Origin of the sequence: Paenisporosarcina cavernae (assembly GCF_003595195.1) — a bacterium.
Taxonomy (GTDB): Bacteria; Bacillota; Bacilli; order Bacillales_A; family Planococcaceae; genus Paenisporosarcina; species Paenisporosarcina cavernae.
In genome coordinates this window covers 599,580-617,636 of sequence record NZ_CP032418.1, presented here as the reverse complement: position 1 = coordinate 617,636, position 18,057 = coordinate 599,580, and the positions used below count along the sequence as shown (strand labels likewise).

The 18,057-nt window shown below is 40.0% G+C and carries 15 protein-coding genes; 3 read left to right on the top strand and 12 right to left on the bottom strand.

The window, feature by feature from the left end; genetic code table 11:
- Positions 1-10 precede the first annotated feature (10 nt).
- Complete coding sequence (locus D3873_RS03130) at positions 11-1,192, top strand: glycosyltransferase family 4 protein (protein ID WP_119882652.1); 1,182 nt, start codon at positions 11-13, stop codon at positions 1,190-1,192.
- A complete protein-coding gene (murJ, locus tag D3873_RS03125; RefSeq protein WP_119882651.1) occupies positions 1,185-2,699 on the top strand; it encodes a murein biosynthesis integral membrane protein MurJ in 1,515 nt (504 codons plus the stop codon). Before D3873_RS03130 ends, murJ begins: the two co-directional genes overlap by 8 nt.
- A 1,082-nt stretch (positions 2,700-3,781) precedes the next feature.
- Here the strand turns inward: murJ and D3873_RS03120 are convergent.
- The 12 genes from D3873_RS03120 to D3873_RS03060 form a co-directional block, all read right to left on the bottom strand.
- Positions 3,782-5,545 (bottom strand): S8 family peptidase, encoded by a 1,764-nt coding sequence (locus D3873_RS03120; RefSeq protein ID WP_119882650.1) that lies wholly within the window; start codon positions 5,543-5,545, stop codon positions 3,782-3,784.
- Positions 5,546-5,684: 139 nt separating this feature from the next.
- The gene (locus D3873_RS03115) at positions 5,685-6,560 is read right to left on the bottom strand and encodes an NAD-dependent epimerase/dehydratase family protein (protein WP_119882649.1); all 876 of its coding nucleotides are present in this window, start codon (positions 6,558-6,560) and stop codon (positions 5,685-5,687) included.
- Between the two features lie 15 nt (positions 6,561-6,575).
- On the bottom strand, positions 6,576-6,959 hold the full coding sequence (locus D3873_RS03110; RefSeq protein WP_119882648.1) for a hypothetical protein: 384 nt from the start codon (positions 6,957-6,959) through the stop codon (positions 6,576-6,578).
- Between the two features lie 736 nt (positions 6,960-7,695).
- Positions 7,696-7,983 carry a hypothetical protein gene (locus D3873_RS03100; RefSeq protein WP_162920126.1) on the bottom strand — a complete coding sequence of 96 codons (288 nt, stop codon included), beginning with the start codon at positions 7,981-7,983 and terminating at the stop codon, positions 7,696-7,698.
- A gap of 95 nt (positions 7,984-8,078) precedes the next feature.
- Positions 8,079-8,882: an alpha/beta fold hydrolase gene (locus tag D3873_RS03095; RefSeq protein ID WP_119882645.1), complete on the bottom strand. Its 804-nt coding sequence runs from the start codon at positions 8,880-8,882 to the stop codon at positions 8,079-8,081.
- 49 nt (positions 8,883-8,931) lie between these two features.
- Positions 8,932-10,911, bottom strand: coding sequence for a flagellar assembly protein A (locus tag D3873_RS03090; RefSeq protein WP_119882644.1), 1,980 nt, complete (start codon positions 10,909-10,911; stop codon positions 8,932-8,934).
- A gap of 1 nt (position 10,912) precedes the next feature.
- Entirely contained in the window at positions 10,913-12,931 is a 2,019-nt protein-coding gene (locus D3873_RS03085; protein WP_119882643.1) for an EAL domain-containing protein, read from the bottom strand.
- Between the two features lie 65 nt (positions 12,932-12,996).
- Positions 12,997-15,249 (bottom strand): sensor domain-containing protein, encoded by a 2,253-nt coding sequence (locus tag D3873_RS03080; RefSeq protein WP_119882642.1) that lies wholly within the window; start codon positions 15,247-15,249, stop codon positions 12,997-12,999.
- A gap of 246 nt (positions 15,250-15,495) precedes the next feature.
- Complete coding sequence (locus tag D3873_RS13620; protein WP_274379963.1) at positions 15,496-15,630, bottom strand: hypothetical protein; 135 nt, start codon at positions 15,628-15,630, stop codon at positions 15,496-15,498.
- Between the two features lie 59 nt (positions 15,631-15,689).
- Positions 15,690-16,235: a divergent PAP2 family protein gene (locus D3873_RS03070; RefSeq protein ID WP_119884463.1), complete on the bottom strand. Its 546-nt coding sequence runs from the start codon at positions 16,233-16,235 to the stop codon at positions 15,690-15,692.
- A gap of 296 nt (positions 16,236-16,531) precedes the next feature.
- Positions 16,532-16,822 carry a hypothetical protein gene (locus D3873_RS03065; RefSeq protein WP_119882640.1) on the bottom strand — a complete coding sequence of 97 codons (291 nt, stop codon included), beginning with the start codon at positions 16,820-16,822 and terminating at the stop codon, positions 16,532-16,534.
- Positions 16,823-16,879: 57 nt separating this feature from the next.
- Positions 16,880-17,176 (bottom strand): hypothetical protein, encoded by a 297-nt coding sequence (locus tag D3873_RS03060; protein WP_119882639.1) that lies wholly within the window; start codon positions 17,174-17,176, stop codon positions 16,880-16,882.
- A 115-nt stretch (positions 17,177-17,291) separates the two neighbouring features.
- Here D3873_RS03060 and D3873_RS03055 point away from each other — a divergent pair, with 115 nt between their 5' ends.
- Complete coding sequence (locus tag D3873_RS03055; RefSeq protein ID WP_162920125.1) at positions 17,292-18,053, top strand: glycoside hydrolase family 16 protein; 762 nt, start codon at positions 17,292-17,294, stop codon at positions 18,051-18,053.
- The last annotated feature ends 4 nt before the right edge of the window (positions 18,054-18,057 follow it).

Here is an 18,057-nt window from a genome sequence, read left to right as displayed (position 1 = left end):
GTATTGAATAATGAAAATACTATTAGTTACTTCTTATGATTACCCTCATTTAGGTGGATTATCCACACATATGACAACGCTCAAAGCTGGTCTAGAAAATCGCGGTCATCAAGTGGACACGTTGTCTTTCTCAGATGTTCCAAAATGGAAACGCGATTTTATCGCAAGAGGCCCTTCCTTCTTATTAAATAAGGTCTCATTAGGCGCAGGATATGTTTGGACGCTTGAACGTAGACAAGGTTTTTTAACAGACATGTTAAAACAAGCGAAATACAAACAGTATGATGTGATAAATGCCCAAGATGTTTTCGCGACTCGAGCTTCCTTAGAAGCGGGACTTCCTACAGTTACAACGGTACATGGTTATTTAACGTATGAAGGAATTTCGAAAGGTTCCGTTGCTGAAAACTCCAAACACGCGGATCACTTAATGGCAGTCGAACGAGTAGGCTACACCGCCACACGTGAAGTCATTACTGTGGATACACGCATTAAGGATTACGTGAAGAAAGAAACAGGCGTTAATGGAACAATGATTAAAAACTTTATCGACGTCGAGTCATTCCGACCGAACGTCGAAAAACGTAATGAGTTCCGTCAAAAATACGGATTTGGTCTGGACGAGAAAATTTTCTTTGTTCCACGACGTCTCACACGTAAAAACGGCGTTATTTATCCAGTATTGGCATTTCCTCCTGTTTTAGAGAAGTTTCCAAATTCACGAATTGTGTTTGCTGGGACGGGAGAAATGTTTGACGAAATAAAAGCTAAAGCTACGGAACTTGGGGTTAAAGATCACATTACGATGTTAGGTGCAATCGATCACAAAGATATGCTGGATTATTACGCACTTAGTGATGTGATTTTAGTTCCTTCTATATATAGTGCAGGCGTAGAGGAAGCAACATCCATTTCTGCATTGGAAGCAATGGGTGCTGGTGTACCATTAATCGCATGTGCAGTAGGTGGGTTAAAAGAAATCGTCTCTCACGAGAACGATGGGTTACTTGTAGAGGAACGTAACATTGACGCATTGAGCGATGCGATGATTCGACTTCTCCAGAATAATGAGGAAGGTTCTTCATTAGCCAAAGCAGCTCGAGCAAAAATCGAGGCGGAATATTCTCATTTTGCCGCAGCAGAAAAGTATGAGTCGATTTACAAGAAAGCGTTAGGGATTTCACATGAGTAGTTTAAAAAAAGCCGCAATTTGGACGACCGGACTGGCACTTCTTTTGAAGTTGTCCGGTTTTTTACGTGAAGCGATTGTCGCAAAAGAATTCGGTGCTTCTGCACAAACAGATGGCTACTTTTTAGCGTTCGGATTCATCACACTTGTCGTGGCAATGATCGCAACAGGGTTTAATAATGTGTTTTTGCCGATGTATGTGAAACGAAAGAAATCAGGAGTCGACTCTTCTGATCAAAACGCCAATGCCTTGTTGAACTGGACGATGGTCGTCTTTATCGGCATAAGTATTGTCGGATGGATTTTCGCACCGACATTTGTTCCACTCATTTACGGAAATATGAAAGACTCCATTGCACCTTATGCAATTGGAATGACACAAGTATTTTTCGCCTTTATGACGGTGATTGCGTTAACCGGGTTGCTCGACTCTTATTTACAAAGTCGACGGATTTTCGTTCCAAGTCAATTAGCGAAATTACTTGCAACTTTGATGGCAGCAGTCTTTGCACTACTCTTTAGCGACGTGTGGGGAATTTATTCTCTTGTGTACGGCTTCATTTTCGGAACGATTGTTGGAGTTGTAATTCAGCTAATTTACTTAAGGAAATCCGATTACAAATGGAAACCCGACATGCGAATGGAAAAAGATTTTCAAAAAGCATTTCTTATCCTTATCGTTCCTTCCCTCTTAAATTCGGTCGTCGGGCAAATTAATTTGTTTGTGAATAAAGCATTTGCTTCTGGAGACGGCGTGTTAGAAGGTTCTGTCACATATTTAAATAATGCCTCGCTCTTGATAAGTATTCCCAATGCGATTTATGCAACAACTCTAGCGGCTATTATTTTTACGTTAATGAGTGAACAAATCGATGATGGGAAGAAATTCCGCGATACTGTATTTCGTGGTATGGAAATATCGTTTGTGACATTGCTACCGATAACGATTGGGTTATTTTTTGTGGGAGAAGCCGCGCTATCGTTTGTGTACGAGCGTGGTAGATTTACCGATATCGATGTCGAGAGAACGTTTGTAGCATTGTTATGGTATTTACCGATTATATTATTCCAAGGTATGCAATTGATCTTATCGAAGTCGATGTATGCACGCGGAAAAACGGCAGTTGTCTTTTCCATCAGTGTCACAACAATTGCCGTCAACTTCGCGATGAACTGGTTTTTAGTGGATGAATATGGGTATCCAGCACTCGCCTTTGCAGCATCTGTGGTTAGTGTGTATTACTTTACAGTTTCGTTAATCGTTGTCTACCGCGATTTAGGATGGAATCAACTTCGTCGAGTCGGTGATATGGCGTGGCGAGTTCTTATTCCAGGAGTTGTAATGGGAGCGGTACTCTATGCAGTGAAAATGTTTTTACCCGAAGAAAATTGGTACTCATTGATCCAACTTGGGGTGCTTGTAGCGATTGGCGTTGTCGTATACGTTTGTACTTTGCGACTAATTTATCCAACAGGCTTTACGAGAATGGTCAACATGATAAAACGGTAAAAAAGAGTGATTCGCTTGGCGCGAGTCACTTTTTTGTTTGGTGAGAATTGAATGGGTTGGAAAATGGCGTATTCGGTTACGGACGATCGTGATTGGGTTGGGGATTTCGAAATCGGGTTGCATACTCTACCGAATAGGATATTGTTTTGTCGAATTGGGTTATTGTGAAGATTAGGAGAAGGCGAAATCTGATTGAATCATAATTCGTTAGCTTCCAAGTTTTTTTAAAAAATATAGTGCTACATTATTATTTAGCTGCTTAATTTATCAAGTTTACAAAAAACCGTTCATCACTCCTGAAAGTGAGATGAGTTTTCGGTATCTTATTATTAATTATTGAAATCAACTGATTGGAAGAAATTGTCTTTATAAAATTATATGTTTACAAGGAAATTAACATGTTCTTATGGTTTGTGTAAAAACTAAAAAAAGAAACGGTAACAACTTTGATATTTTAATTGCAATGATCAGTGCTCTGAATTTTAAATCCAAACTATGTAAAAAAATCCAGGATGAAATAATTGGTAGATAGGAGTGGAGAAGCGAGACATCTTAGAAATCAGGCGAGATTTTTATCGCTTTTCTGTATGTGGATGTCGTTGTACCAAGAGCGTTAGATTTTTGATGTCGAAAGATTTATAGTGGTTTCTCCTTTATGATTTCGATATCAATCATTCGTCATGTACACTCCCTGATACAAACTCACTCTAAAAGTATCCTTAGCTTGAACCGTATAATATTCTATTGTCAAATGGAAATCGAAAAAAACATCTTTTGTTAGTTGAATAGTTTAAGTACTAATTCATTACAATAGATGCCTTTTTCGGGTCGCATTTTTTCTGACACTATAATTTTGCGGTTTTATTCCAGATGATGATTAAAGGTATACAGGTGGAATTTGGATAGAAATGAGTACATCAAAACGTAATTTAAACCTATTCCAACTGTATTGTAATTGTTACAGAGACATATGATAGTAAGACTATTTTGCATCATATTTTGATAGGATTCTTTGATCCAGGAAATTTATTTTAAAAATGAGAGACCTAAAACTATTATTAAAATGAAAAACTCTAAAGAATCTATTTTTCCAGTGCTCTTGTAACGAACACTGCGAATTCTGCACGTGTAACAGGTGCAGCCGGATGGAAATTACCAGCAGATCCTTTTGTAATATTATTTGCATATAAAATATCTATATATGTTTTAGCCCACATATTTTGAGAAACATCTTTAAATGGAGCATCCGCGCTACCAGTTAAATCAAAAACTTCGACTAAAATTTTCGCCATTTCTGCACGTGTTAATTTTTCACGAGGAAAGAAGTAACCATTATTTCCAGAAAAAACACCTTGTTGTTTCATTGCATAAATTTCTTTGTAAAATGAATACGATGAAGATACGTCTTTAAATACCTCTTCAGTAGAAGGGCTTTCCACTGGATTTAGCCGGTACAACATAGCGGCAACATGGTCTCTTCGAATCGAATTAGACGGAGCAAATGTTCCATTAGGAAAACCGTTAATAATTCCTAACTCCGTAAGCTGTTGAATTGCATCATGTGCCCAAAAATTAGTTGGAACATCTACAAATTCCGGACTTTTTGCAGGAGTTTTTTCGGGCTCAGGTGATTCATCTGGAGTAGGTTCTGGTAAGAGTGGGGGTACCACTTTTTCATTGTCTACTGTATCTGTGGCAGTGGGTTCATTGACTGGTTGAGTAGGAGACGTCGTTTCACTATCCACATCTAAAGACGAAGCGTGAAGAAGACCGAATCCATATAGGATATCACGTCCTATATCACCTAAATCTGTGCTTGTTGCCGTTAAGATTTTTCGCAATTCTGTTGTACTTTTTGTTGGATAAGCTTGTTTTAATAACGCAGCGTACCCAGCTACATACGGAGCAGCCATAGAAGTTCCGCTCATTCGAGCGTATTGATTTCCAATATACGTACTCGCAATTCCAACACCTGGAGCTGCAATTTCTAATGCAGGACCAGTAGATGAAAACGAAGCATGACGTGAATTTTGATCCACTGCACTTACTGCGATTACTTCTTCGTATTTTGCTGGATAATCCACTGTATCTCCAAACCCTGTCCCATCATTTCCCGCAGCACCTACTAACAGAATGCCAGCCGCTTCTGCTTTTTGTAAAATGGTGTGGAACGCGAACGAATCCACTTGTGTGCCAAAACTCATGTTGATTATGTCCATTTGGTGTTCAATGGACCAGTCGATCCCCGCGATAACATCGGACAAATACGATTCGCCGTCTTGATTCATCGATTTGACAGAAAATAAATCCACATTTGGCGCAATTCCAGCAACCCCAATAGAATTATGTTGTGCAGCAATAATTCCAGCGACATGCGTACCGTGTCCATTATCATCAGAAAAACTCGTTGTATAATCGACGAATGACACACCACCTGCAATATGTAAATCTTCATGTGAAGCAATTCCACTGTCGATAATAGCCACTTTCACACCATTGCCAAAAAAGTTTTCATTCCAAGCTTGTGGAATTTCTGTAAGCGTAAGTCCATATTCCATAAAATCTGCATTCACTTTGACGATTGGATCTAATTCCACTTTTTGAACGCTTGGATCACGTCGTAAATCATCGATGTAGGAAACTGGAATTTCCGCAGCAACAATTTCCTCATTCTCACTTGTCATCGTTATGTCTGCTTGTGCTTTTTGTAACGCACGAGAGCTAATAGAATCTTCAAATGTCACGATGACACGTGCTTTATCCGTTATTGTGGCATTCATCGTTTGAGGAGAGAAGAAGAAGAATGATAGGAAGAGGATAGGAATAAATAAGATAATTTTTTTCATGAAGGTATCTCCTTTCTTTTGTATTATTATCGTATGATAGTACCATTTTTATATAATCTAATTGAACTGTTTTAGATAATTAAAAAACTATTTACAAGAAAAATATAAAAAAAGATGAGACCGTAGCCTCATCTTTACCTTAGGATAATTCATTTACTCGTCTCTCAATTAGTCCGGGTAACCAATCTACTAACTGAGTAAATTGAAAGCCAGCTGATTCAGCCAGTTTATTGCTAATCAACCACGTCTTTTCGAGGTTATACGGAGAATTTTCTCCTTCTTCTTCGATGACCGCTGACTTTTCTGTCACTTCTTCGATCATCCGAACAAGCTCTCCCATCTCGACATGTCCATTTGCGTCAGCATTCACAGGACCGACGAAATCACATTCTCCTGCCCATACAAGAAATCTCCCTGCTTCTTCTTCCGAAATGAAGTCCATTGCCGCTTCTGGATGATCTAGTTTAAATGGTTGATCTGTTAAAATATGTTCGATATAAAAATCGAGTCGCTTCGTATAATCATTGTCACCTAGCACAATTGGGAAGCGAACTGCGACTACAGGAAAAGATGCTCGTTGAAAAAAGACCGCTTCTACTTGGCGCTTTCCTTCGTCATATGCAAATGCAGATTTATCATTAATTACAATTTCATACCCAACTGGTTCAAAATGTTCTTCTGTGTAGTCTCCGATGTTTTCTTTCGATGAATACACGGATTTAGAAGAAGTCACAACATACTTTTTCACATATCCTTCGAAAATCTCGACCGCCTCCATCGCGTCTTTCGATGCATAACAAATGTTGTCAAACACGACATCCCAGGGTTGTTGAAGCGATTCCTTCGACGCATGCAAATCATCTCGATCTATCACAAGGCGATTTACTCGATCTCCAAACGAATCACTCGTCACTCCACGAGTGGCAATCGTGACATCATACCCTTTTTCCAGTAACCCCTCGACCAAGCGAACCCCAAAAAATCGAGTTCCTCCCATTACAAGTGCACGTTTCATACCCATCCCCTCCAACTATTCTTGTTTTCTCCACGTCTGCAAAACAAATGCCCCAAAACTGACTAACACCGTTACGCCGCCACCAATATACACAAACAAATAGAGCGCTCTAGGAATATCAACGAAAATATTCATCGCCATTCCAAGCGTTAACAGCGTCACGCCGATAATCGCACAGTACACATGCAGCGCACTCATCCAGTTCGGCACCGGTTTAAACACACGGTAAAACACTGCCCATGCGAATAAAGACAGCCACCCCACCACCAAAATATGTGCATGAACAGGTCGCCAACTATAATCCATCGAACCCGCCATATGACTCCCTAGTACTGCACCAATCAATCCGAAAATTGCCGCCACTCGTAAAAGTAAATTACTATAATATGTATTCTTCATAACATTGCGCACCTCCTCTATCTATCATAAAATGCCGGAATCGAAAGCGCAATTTAATAGGGAACTGGGAATGTGGCAAGTCTCGCATCACACTGCGAACTATCACATATTTGTCTTTCTATTACATTTTCCCGATCAATCGCACCAACATAACCCTCTATCGCACATAAATCGCCAGAATCGCACCAAAGTGCGTCTTTAGATAGCCTCTCTCTTAACAGTATTAATACAATTCCACTACTCCTAATAATCCAGTCAGCAATCATCTAACTCCATCTCCTCACAAGCGTTGAAGATGTTCTTCCATGCGAACTATCACATATTTGTCTTTCTATTACATTTTCCCGATTTATCGCACCAACACGACCTACTATCGCACAAAATCTCAAAATATCGCACCATGAATGTGGTGTAGTACCTATTCTTTATATCGAATAAGACATAAATGATATCTCAAACTATGATGAGTGCGTTTTCGCTAATGCGAAAACGGTCCAATTTAATCTCTGCCAATCAAAGTAGTTTGGATCTCAAGATATAAAAAGCTTAATAATCCTGCAGAAATTATAAAAAAGCGGCACGAATCGCACACAATTCCGCTGTATCGCACATAAATCGCCAGAATCGCACCAAAGTGCGTCTTTAGATAGCCTCTCTTGTCACAGAATTGCTACGAATCCACTACTCCTAATAACATAACCCTAGTCAGCAATCATCTGCTAACTAGGGTACTCTCCTACATATTCCGTTGGGCGATCAATACTTCTCGCTCTTCATTTATCTTCCGCACATACCGTTCTCGTGTTGGCACTGCAATGAAATAAATTTCAATTTCACCGTTTTCTAACAGCTGTCCATTTAGGACAATCGGTAAATCCTCTTTCACAGCCCGCAGCGTAACGTACATCTCCGCAATATTGCGCTTCAAGTTAATGTTCGGTAAAAAGAACGATTGAAAATATACTCGTGAAGCGAGTGTCAATAATTCTTGAAATGAAACCCCTTCCACTTCGTAGTGCAGCAACCCTGTCTAAGACAGCACATGGTTGTTCACTTGAATCACTCTTCCTTCATCATCAAGGTGCACAAATCCTACCTGCGCATGTTGTAATCGTTCATTCACGAAGGATCATCACCCTTCACTTTCGATTGGATGTGGCGAATTGTTTCTTCAGGTTGCGATAGTTGCGGGTAATGACCAGTCGCTTCCATTATTTGAATCGATGCATCCGGAATGGTTTCGACTAAATATTCTGCTGCTTCAAGCGGAACGACACCGTCATGCTTCGTTTGTAAAATATGAACTGGCACTCGCACATGCCGTACATCTCGGCGATGGTCACAATAAAACGTAACACGCGCGAATTCCTTCGAAATTTCTTTATTCCCAGTAGTAAAATTATCGACGAGTTCTTGCTTCAAATAAGGGCGGTCTTCATTTTCCATCACGATTGGCGCTAAGTATTTCGCCCATTCGTCGAAATTGGCTTCCATTAATCCGAAAAGTTCTTGTAAATCCTTTTCTTCAAAGCCCCCAATGTAATCCGGATAATCATTCAAATAACGAGCAGATGGCCCAATTAAAATTAACTCTCGAAACAACTCGGGTCGTTTGTTCGCTGCTAAAATACCAATCATACCACTCACCGAATGCCCGACATAATGAACCGGATCGCCACCAAGTGACACAATAATTTCAATGACATCCTCCGCATAACCGTGAAGCGAACCGTACTTTTCGCTGGAATAAAAGGAGACGTCCGATTTCCCAGATCCGACATGATTAAATGTCACGACTTTGTACTCATCGACAAAAGCTGGCGTGACATTCCGCCACATACTCTGATCGCAACCGTAACCATTTGAAAAAAGAAGAACTTCCTCCCCTTTACCTTGCACTGTCATCTGATGCTTATTTTCCATCTCCCATTCCCCTTTCAAAACTCCTTCTATTTCTAAACCACTTCATGCACTATCTCAAAGCAATCATGCCATCTGCTCCAATGTGCGCTTTCACGTGATACTCCTCGACTGCAAATGTATGGCGGCGATTACCAATGTGAATTTCTGTCCCTTGATAGACGTGATTGATTTGAATTAACCCATCATGCGGCACTTGAACAATCGTTTTCACGCCAATTTCCGAACCTAGTTCATCAAATGTCGCATTTTTCCCCGCAACAATCATGCCTCCACGGCAAACATTTGCGATGCGCACTGCATTCCCTGCTTGGATATTACAATGATAAGCTCCCTGATCTGTCACAAAGATATTCCCACTACAATACAAATGGCTATTAATCGCGTACGACAACGACAAATTCGACTTTGGCTCTGGCGGGATACAATACATTTCGTATAACTCGCGCACTTCATCGACTAGTGGGGAATAATCATTCGTATTCGTTTGCGTCGATAACACGAGAATGTGTTGATTTAATTTATCGGCCATATCGGTCCATTCACGATCCAGAACCGCGTGATTTTCACGCACTTTTTGAATGAGCATATGGACCTTTTCTTTTAATAAAGGAAATTTCTTTTCCATTAATAAGCGAATCAAATGATGCAACTGATGTACTTGCAATTCTTCTTTCGTCTGGTTATTCACTTCCATAATTTGACGAATTGCCGTTCGCATTTGTTCAAATTGAGGTACAATACCGCGTAGCATCAACACTAATTCATTAATGATGATATTTGCTTTCCCGACATTAATGGACGTCGAAAAGACATTCTTACGAACAAGCACTGACTGAGCGGACGTAATTTCCGCTTTCGTACAGTTTCCATCAATCGTAATTCGGCCAGCAGCTTCCACCACCATAGAATCGTCGATATCTCCTTTTATGACAACATCCCCTTGGAATCGTATGTTTCCCGATTCAATCGTGACGTCACCGTGGTGAATTAATTCTTTGACGATGTCCACTTTAACAAGACGGCCGCGCGTTTCAATCAGTGGTCTTCCAGATGTGACCGCGATAATACGCGCTTCCTTTTGTGCAACATGATTCGTCAGTCGTAAATCCACTTCTTGCACCACTGGCGGAAGGATGACGTTTCCAAACACATCTTTTCCTGGCTTTCCGTTTGTCGCTGGTATAATTTGCGCGAGAACATCCCCTTCTTCCACTGTAAGAATGGCGTTTTTCTCTCGGAAATCAACCCGTGCACGTTGATCACGAACGGATTGAAATACATCGTTGTCATACAAAATTTCTAAGTATCCATCTCGACCTTTCACAGGTGGAGTTCCTTTCGCAATCGCCACACGTCCACCTTCTAAGGAATTGACAGCAGAAGCAATCGCTGCATAGTCCACACCGACCATGTTCATGATTTTCACTTTTTCCATTACTTCTTCCATCTTCAAATCAAACATCGGAAGCACTTCTTCCTCTGCTTCCACCACGACGGAATCACTCATTGGAACGTCTTTGACACGTCGCTTCACGCGTTTTCCTTGTTTTACATCTAAATAAGCAGTCATATTTTGCGGTTCTAGCTCAATTGAAAACGTAGCAGGAACCAATTCATCCGTTGTTTTCAATCTCATTTGATCATCGGATGCAATCACTTGCCGCTGCGTCACTTGTACGCCGTTAATCCATACCTCGACCCCTTGACCAACTTCTAAAATCGGGTAACGGTTTTTCGTCGATGACACATGCACTTTTTCGTCGATAATCCATATTCCGCATACAGTGTTTTCTTCTTCTACGTGAGTTTCGAACTGATCCACAAATGATTCGATCGTTAACTCGTCTTTTGGCGCCAGTTTCGTAATTTTCACTTCTGCAAGTGCTTTTTGATTGCCAAAAATCGACTTAGTGGGAGAAGACAACACGGAAATATCCACTTCATCAATCGATGCATCTAAAATACTCAATGCTTGTTGAATCGCATCTTCAATTGTTTCTGATTTGATTGTCACGGAAGGCTGCATCATCTCACACCTCCCCAACTTGCGTCTTCACAATATATTTCTCTTCAAACTCTAGCGCATCAAGCGGTGCTTCTAGATAAAACCCTTGATGTACGCTACATCCATTTGCCGCTAAAAACTCCGCTTCCTCGTATGTTTCTACCCCTTCAGCAACAAGCTGGCAGTCCAAATTGTATGAGAAATCGACAATGGATTTAATGATGGATTCGATAATCGGGTCTTTACCAATTTGGTTAATAAAATACCGATCGATTTTGATTTTATTGACCGGAAAATAACTAAGTGATTTTAACATCGAATAGCCAGTTCCAAAGTCATCAATCGCAATCCGTATTCCTTTATCTTTACACAACCGCATATTGGCAAGTGTTTCTTCTGACGCAACAATTTCTGTGTCTTCCGTAATTTCCAATTCGATCATCGACGGTTCAATCTCATACCTCTCCAGTAGATCAAAAAAGTCATCGAAAAACGTTCGCTGAGACAACAAATACGGTGTCACATTGATCGACACGGGTTTCGTGAATTGAAATTGTTTTTTCCACCGAGTCATATTTGAAAAGACTTCCGCCATTAAATGGTGTGTCAGTTTTAGAATATTGCCACTTTCCTCCGCAATTTCGATAAATTCCAAAGGAGAAATCGGACCTAAACTTGGATGATTCCAACGAGACAGCACTTCAAAGCCGACTAAGTGCCTTGTGGTATAGTCAATTTGTGGTTGGTAATGAAAATATACCCCTCGCTCTTTTAGATCCTTCGCCAACTCATTTTCAATATGAATTCTTCTCGATAATTCTTTTGTCATTTCCGACTCGTAAAAGCGAAACTGATTGCCGCGTAGTTTCTTTGCACGATACATCGACGTATCGGCATAGCTCATCAATTCATGTAAATCACTGGAATTTTCCGGAAAACGACTAATTCCGATACTGACACTGACGGAAAACGAGAAATACTCATCAATCGCAATCGGTTTTGAAAAAATCGACAAAATCTGTCTTGCCAAAATTTCGAGTTCAAACATGCTTTTGTCTTTGACGAACACTAAAAATTCGTCGCCACCAATGCGCCCAATCTTGCCATGTCCTTCTACCGCTCTCATCAACTTCTCTCCAACTTTCGAGAGCAAGACATCCCCTTTTACATGGCCATATAGATCGTTGATATTTTTAAAGCCGTCAATATCCATATATAAAATTGCACACTTCGTCCCGTCCGATATTGCCGCTTCAATTCGTTCAATCATCCAGCGGCGATTCGGTAAATTGGTTAGTTCATCAAAATACGCATACTGCTTCAGTTCTGTTTCAAAGGATTTTCGAAACGTTATATCTTGGAAGTAAACTGTTAATCCCCCATCTCGCGAAGGATGTAAATGCATCGAATACCACTTTTGGGCTGGCAAATAAAATGTATCGAAATTTCGTGGCTTTCTGTCTTCCATCGATTCAATATAATTGGTGTAAATATCGGTTCCAATAGTTTCGGGATAGACTTTCCAGATGTTTTGACCGATTAATCTTTCTAAAGGTTTATTTAATTGTTTCATCGCAACCGTATTTAAATGCACAAATCTAAATTCGGCATCGAGTGTGTAGAAAGCATCAGTTATGCTTTCCAGGAAATTTTCCGTTTCCATTTTAAGCATATTTTCCGTGGAGATATCTCGGTGACGGATGATCAATCCTGTTGTAGCCTCATTAATCGTCAATGCACGAGCAGTCATACGGAACCAACGAGTTTCTATCTCCGAATGACACGGATATTCCATGGTGAATTCTTCTATCGAACCGTCTACAATCGACTGAAACGCACGATGTTCAACAACCATTTGACTCTTACTTAGTACATCCAAATAATTAGTTCCAACAGATGCCCGTTCCATAATGCCATTGTTTTCAAGACAAAATTTTTCCCACGACGTATTGGCATATAAAATGTCCCCGTTTGAATCGGTAATAACCGTATGATCTTCTAATGCATCGATGATTTGTTGCAACATTTGACTTGATTCATTCATCCAATTCACCTCTTTACATTCAACTTGTAAACTGTGAAAATCGTTATTTTCGGAAAAAATCTACCTCAAAACTTTCTTCCTTTATTACATCGTAACCATTTCGCGCGTATTTCTGCAGCCGGCACTGGTCGACTGAAGTAATATCCTTGTCCAATCACATTAAACGCTCGGAAATGGTCTGCTTGTTGTGCTGTCTCGATTCCTTCGACGACAACTCCTGTATGTAGCTTTTTCCCTAACTCAATAATACTTGTCACAAGAACTTCCATTCGATTTCCTTTATGCACATCCATCACGAGTGATCGGTCAAGCTTCAACGTATCAATTTGCACATTGCGTAGAACATTTAGAGAAGAATGTCCTGCCCCGAAATCATCGATAGAAATACGAACGCCTAAATTTTTAAGTGCTTGAATCACTTGTGTCGTGCGATCGACATCTAGTAACACGCTTTCGGTTATCTCTATTTCAAGTAGATGTGGAGCTAAATTTGCTTCTTTTAATGCTTTTTCCACTACTTCTAAAAAATCGGACTCAACTAATTGTCGACTCGATACATTGACGGAAATAGCGATATTAAGTTCTCCGCACTCATCGATCCACTGCTTCATTTGATTACAAGCCGTTTTTAATACCCATTCTCCGATAGGCAAGATCAATCCTGTTTGTTCGGCAATTGGGATAAATTCGGAAGGCGTCACGTTCATATCTTCCGGATTCCAGCGTAACAGCGCTTCTACTCCAACCACTTCCAATGTCGCTAAGTCGAGTTGTGGTTGATAGACAAGTGATAACTCATTTTTTTCAATCGCTTTTTGTAGCTGTGCTTCAATATTAATTTTCCGTGTCACGCGAACGTCTAATTCTTCTGAGTAAAACTGGTAGTTGTTTCGTCCTTTTTCTTTCGCCGCATACATGGCCATATCGGCATTTTTGATTAGATGGTCCGGAGTCTCTCCAAACAGGGGATACATTGCCACTCCTATACTAGGGGTCATTTTTAACTCATGATCTTTTACTAGAATGGGAGTAGAAATGGTTGCCACTAATCGCCCTACTAAATCATGCATTTCTTCCTTCGTAATATCTTCAAATAATAGAAGAAACTCATCTCCACCTTGTCTGGAAATGAAATCTCCAGCCCGCAATTCTGCTTTCATGCGTTTCGAAAGCTGGATGAGCAACTCGTCTCCCATTCGATGGCCAAGCGTGTCATTTATCCCTTTAAAATGATCAAAATCGATAAATAGAACGGCTATAGATTTTCCGCTTTCATCTGCGCGTTTCATCGCCTCTTCTAAATGCGAATGAAAATGAAACCGATTTGGCAATCCCGTCAAATGATCCAAATACGCAATCGATTCTAACTTTCTCTCTGCAGCCTTTTGTGCTGTAATATCTTGCGCGATTCCATAAACACCCACAACTTCCCCTTTGTCATAAATAGGAATGTTTGTAATCAGTAAATCCGCATGCGATCCGTCTCGCTGTACTCCAGCTGTGTAGTAATTCTGCGGCTCTCCTCGTTTTGCTTTTTCAAAATGTTCGACAGTAGTCTCCATAAATTGAGGGAGAACAAAATCTCGAAAATTCACATTTTCAATTTCTTCTTTTGGTGCTCCAAGTATTTCTTCTAACACATGGTTAATATTCGTCAACGTACCATCTAAAGTCATGGAATACACTGCATTCGGGTTATAGTCAAACAGTGATCGATAATTCTGTTCATTTTTCGCAAGTAACTGTTCCATTTCTTCTCGGTGTGTCACATCGATAATACTTCCTGCAATCGCTTTATTTCCTTGAAGTGTCACAATTTCTGGGTACACTTCAATAACGCGTGTCTCCCCTTCGCTATTGCGAAACGACGTCAAATAAGAGGAAGAACTCAATTGTTCATTTAATTGTTCTTCCCAATTTCCTCTTAATAGTTCGAGCACATCATCGGTAAATACCGTTTGTTGAAATTTTTCCGTATAAACAAAATCTTTCGGATAACCGAAAATATCGCAAAATCGTTGATTCGCATAAATCACGCGAGAATCTTGAAACACATACGTGCCAATTTCCGAACGTTCGATTGTGGTATATACTGCTTCATTTAACTCGGCTAACTGTTTTAATTCTTCTTTTCGATACTTCGTTTGAAAATGTAGTGCCCCACCAATGAAAAACAACACGCCAAACGATAAAATAGTCCACAGATGTAATTGCCCTAGATAATCACCGAAAACGTGTAAGCCTTCCACTAAAAATAAATACAAAAATGCGACAAAAAGAAGTCCATATATCCAATAATTATCTAGAAATTTTAACATCTCATCACCCCAAAACCTATGTAGTTAAAATATATCACTCTTGCTATGAGATAAAAAGTTTTAAGATAGACAAAAGAACTAAAAAATCCGGAAATGAATTCAGTTTTTCTATTATTTTTTTGTCATTATACAAAAATATTTTTAAAAATTATTCCCAACAGATGTATTCTATTAATACCACTTTAAATCCTTCTTTTTCAACAAACTTCGACAGGATTTCACAAACCTACAAAAAAACACGAAGGATTAATTTCCTCCGCGTTCGTCGACATGATGTTCATGTTGACCATCTTTTATTTTCAACCGTCTTTTTTCTTTCTCCGATAACTTATTCAACTTGCCTTGCGCAATTTTTCTCCCGAAAAATGACACACGTTTCAATCGCCCCACATCCTTTTTCATAGCATGTGAGTTGAAACGCAAATTATACATGAAAAATCTTAATCCCAGCTTCCCCGCTGTGCCATGCGTTCGTACTGTTCATGATTGAGCCGTTTATTCGTATTTTGTGCTACTTTGTGTCTCTTCCAATCATCCTCTAATTTCGCGGCAATATAACCGTGTAAAATTCCTAGCATTGCACCGACAAACACTTCAACTGGTTGATGTCCGAGTAATTCTTTCAGTTCTTTTTCACGTTCGGTATATTCAAAAGACGGAAACGTCCCGGAAATTTTCGTCACTTGATCTTCTAGATCATTTACAAGTGTCGCAATTTCTCCTGTATGCCGGCGAATTCCTTGCGCATCATACATCACAATTACGCCAAATACTGTCGCAAGCGCTGTTTCTGTATGGCGCCATCCTTTATTTGTCGCGACATATGATGCTAAAGCCATGACACCTGCTGAATGTGAGCTTGGCATTCCACCTGTTGTCAACGCTTGTTTCACATCCCAATTTCCAGTCAATCGTTTATGTGTCACAATTTTTAAACCTTGGGCAAGTCCAATTGCAGACAACGCTGCTATGATTCCTTTATTCATCTTGTTTTTTGGTTGCATCTTTGTTCCTCCCACTCCACCGTAATACTTCATCATTACCCCGATTGAGCAGAATGTATGCCACATAATGTCGTCATGTTATGAACAACTTATTAACAGCCTTGTGAATAAGTTTATTTTATGCAATAAAATACTCCTCATTATCCCCAAACACTTCTTTTTATTCACAATAAACACAAACTTATACACATTTTCCACTTTGTTATCCACAATTTCCTCATAAGAAAACCCCAACCGCCGGATAATTTCCAACAATCAGGGTTTAAACTTTTTAATGCTTAATCTCGATTCGCAATGACTTCAATCGCATATAAAATCGCTGTTACACAGTGTAACACCCATCCTAAAACAGGAATCCATGCGATTGCACTTGTGATAAGTCCAGCGATTGCTGCTGTTTTAGACGTATACGTTTTCGCTGCTAACACTAAAATGATTAAATGGATCACAAACATTAAGCCTAATGCGAAATAACCTGATCCTATAACAATGGTACCTCCAATTAGTGGTACTGCTAAAATTGCTTCTAATACTAATGCGACAATTTTGAATGTACGTAAATTACTCATGACCATTCCTCCCTATGCCATCAATACGGTTGAGAAAGTAAAAAGTTTCATTTTCCTTTAAAAAATATATTCCCGTTTTTGTACCGCCGCTAAATACATAAGAAATGTAATCACATGTAAGACAAACCCAATGAATGGAATGAACCCAAGTACACTCGATACAATTCCCATAATAGCTGGACGATTGTTCGCTCCCCATCTGGATAAATACATAAAGTTTATCACATGGATGACGAAACTTACGACAAGCAAGAGATAGGCTGTTCCTGCAGCCACGATATATCCTAAAATAGGCAGAGCCATGATACCTTCAACTAGCAATGCAATATATAGTAAAAATCGAAATCGTTCCATTTTCATTCCCCCTATCATCACACTATCACTTCTGGTTGGACTCGTCGATCTTCCATTCATACATATCCTGCGTCTTGCATAAATTGTATCGTATGCATGTAGGAGGCATGATCACTTGAAACACATCGTTTTACTTTTGCTTCTATTAAGTGGCTGTTCCTCTGCACCCGCAGAAACACATTCAGATCCAATCCCCATCGCAAAACCAACGACATTTGCAGTTCCTGGCTGGAACCTCGTTTTTCAAGATGAATTTGACGACCCAGAAACAAGTACACTTCTTTGGAATAAAGTACACCTTGGAACTACCGCACATGGTCGCCTGCACCACTACCTACCCGAACAAGTCTCCATTGAAAATGGCATGCTTCATTTACAAACAGACAACATACCCTACAAAGAATTTGCCTACCGAAGCGGCGCGGTCACCACTCAAAACCGATTTGAGCCTCTTTACGGGAAATTTGTCATCCGCGCCAAGCTCCCCGAAGGAAAAGGAATGTTCCCAGCGATTTGGCTACTCCCTGCAAACAACGAAGCCTTCCCTGAAATTGACATTGTCGAAATGATTGGACAAAAGCCTGAAGAACTCTGGCATGTGGCGCATGTGAATGAAACAACCAACGACAATTTCGTTACCACCGATTATATTGGTGCAGACTGGAATATTTACACGCTCGATTGGTCAAAAGAGAACTTAATCTTCTCCTTAAATGGTGTCGAAACATTTCGTACAGCCAATATCAGTCACACACCGATGTATGTATGGATGAATGTCGCAGTTGGTGGAGTGTGGGCTGAAACACCTGACGCATCAACACCAACCTCAACTGAAATGGTTGTCGATTATGTCCGGATCTACGAACGAGATACGTAAAAGG

Bases quoted from the DNA above. Each gene is read 5' to 3' on its own strand.
- D3873_RS03130 (WP_119882652.1), top strand. From the start codon at position 11: ATGAAAATACTATTAGTTACTTCTTATGATTACCCTCATTTAGGTGGA.
- D3873_RS03065 (WP_119882640.1), bottom strand. From the start codon at position 16,822: ATGAGTAATTTACGTACATTCAAAATTGTCGCATTAGTATTAGAAGCA.
- D3873_RS03115 (WP_119882649.1), bottom strand. From the start codon at position 6,560: ATGAAACGTGCACTTGTAATGGGAGGAACTCGATTTTTTGGGGTTCGC.
- D3873_RS03095 (WP_119882645.1), bottom strand. From the start codon at position 8,882: ATGGAAAATAAGCATCAGATGACAGTGCAAGGTAAAGGGGAGGAAGTT.
- D3873_RS03090 (WP_119882644.1), bottom strand. From the start codon at position 10,911: ATGATGCAGCCTTCCGTGACAATCAAATCAGAAACAATTGAAGATGCG.
- D3873_RS03085 (WP_119882643.1), bottom strand. From the start codon at position 12,931: ATGAATGAATCAAGTCAAATGTTGCAACAAATCATCGATGCATTAGAA.
- D3873_RS03110 (WP_119882648.1), bottom strand. From the start codon at position 6,959: ATGAAGAATACATATTATAGTAATTTACTTTTACGAGTGGCGGCAATT.
- murJ (WP_119882651.1), top strand. From the start codon at position 1,185: ATGAGTAGTTTAAAAAAAGCCGCAATTTGGACGACCGGACTGGCACTT.
- D3873_RS03120 (WP_119882650.1), bottom strand. From the start codon at position 5,545: ATGAAAAAAATTATCTTATTTATTCCTATCCTCTTCCTATCATTCTTC.
- D3873_RS03070 (WP_119884463.1), bottom strand. From the start codon at position 16,235: ATGAATAAAGGAATCATAGCAGCGTTGTCTGCAATTGGACTTGCCCAA.
- D3873_RS03060 (WP_119882639.1), bottom strand. From the start codon at position 17,176: ATGGAACGATTTCGATTTTTACTATATATTGCATTGCTAGTTGAAGGT.
- D3873_RS03080 (WP_119882642.1), bottom strand. From the start codon at position 15,249: ATGTTAAAATTTCTAGATAATTATTGGATATATGGACTTCTTTTTGTC.